General features: G+C 62.3%; 1 protein-coding gene. It reads left to right on the top strand.

The genetic code is table 11. The annotated features are described in order from the left end of the window. Positions 1-58 precede the first annotated feature (58 nt). A complete protein-coding gene (locus P9236_RS30615; RefSeq protein WP_278078205.1) occupies positions 59-1,141 on the top strand; it encodes an IS4 family transposase in 1,083 nt (360 codons plus the stop codon). Positions 1,142-1,328: the final 187 nt, after the last annotated feature.

Below are 1,328 nucleotides of genomic sequence, written 5' to 3'. Positions count from 1 at the left end.
GGCATATGCGCTAAGATAGGTGTTGCGGCGCGGAATCGGTTGTGATTCTACGCTGAGGATGACACACGAATCGCTTGTTGATGACGGCTGGGCCGAGACGATTGCGCTTCTCGGCGGCGAAAAGTTGATCGCAGAAAGTGCGCGCGAGACCAAGGCGTTCCTGCGACCGCGGGGTATCCGGTCGGCGTGCGATCTGTTGCGCCTGACATTGGCTTACTGCCTTGGCAAGGTGGGCATGCGGGGCGTCGTGGCGTGGGCGGCGGCGAGCGGGATTGCCGACATCTCCGATGTGGCCTTGCTCGGCCGGCTGCGCAATGCAGGGCCGTGGCTGCAGCAGTTGATCGGGCATCTTTTGAAGCGCGAGGAAAAAGGCTTGGCCAAAGGCCGGCTGATCCGCATCCTCGATGCGACGGCGGTTGCCAAGGCCGGTGCGCATGAGAAGAAGAACAATGGCCTTTGGCGCATGCACTGCGCCTTCGAGCTTGAGCGCGAGCAGTTCGATTTCCTCGAGATCACCGACCAGAGCGAGGCCGAGTTGATCGACCGCGTGCCGGTGGTGGCGGGCGAGATCCGCATCGGCGACCGCGCCTATCTGCAGGCCGAGCGGATCGCAAAGGTCATGGCGCAAGGCGGCGACGTTGTCGTGCGCGCGTCGTGGAAGAATGCGCGATGGCTCGACGCCAACGGCGAGGCGTTCGATCTCATCGGCTACCTGGAGAGCCGCCGCGACGAAGTCTTCGAAACGCCTGTCCGGCTGGCCCTCAAGAAGGGCGAGGCTGTGAAGATGCGCCTGATCGCCTTGCGCAAATCCGAGGCCGCCGCACAAGAAGCGCGGCGCAAAATCAACAAGGAAGCCAAGGCCAAGGGCAACAAGGTTCGACCGGAGACGCTGATTGCGGCCGGCTTCGTCATCCTTGTGACCTCGCTTGACCGGGAAGAGTTTCCCGCCGGCACGGTTCTCAAGCTCTATCGCATGCGCTGGCGCATCGAGCTCGCCTTCAAGCGTCTGAAGAGCCTGATCGGGCTGCGTGCGCCTCCCGCCAAAGACCCAAGGATCGCAAAGCCTTGGATTCTTGCCCACTTCCTCATCGCGCTTGTGACCGAACCCCTCTCGCAGGAGTTTGGTGTCTCTCCCCCTTGAGCGACGGGCGCCCGTTGCTGTGGCGCGCTACCCGCCAGATCGTCTCCTCCCTGATTGCTGCGATCTTTACTCAGCCGCCCCTGGCAGCCCTGCGCCAAAATCTCCATAGCTTGCGACATCGTTGGCGTGAGCCACCACGAAAGCGAAGATTTCAGTCCATGCCAAAGCTATCTTAGCGCATATGCCC

The organism is Mesorhizobium sp. WSM4884, from assembly GCF_029625675.1.
Classification (GTDB): domain Bacteria; phylum Pseudomonadota; class Alphaproteobacteria; order Rhizobiales; family Rhizobiaceae; genus Mesorhizobium.
The sequence above is the reverse complement of the archived record's forward strand: the minus strand, read 5'-3'. Positions and strand labels throughout refer to the sequence as shown.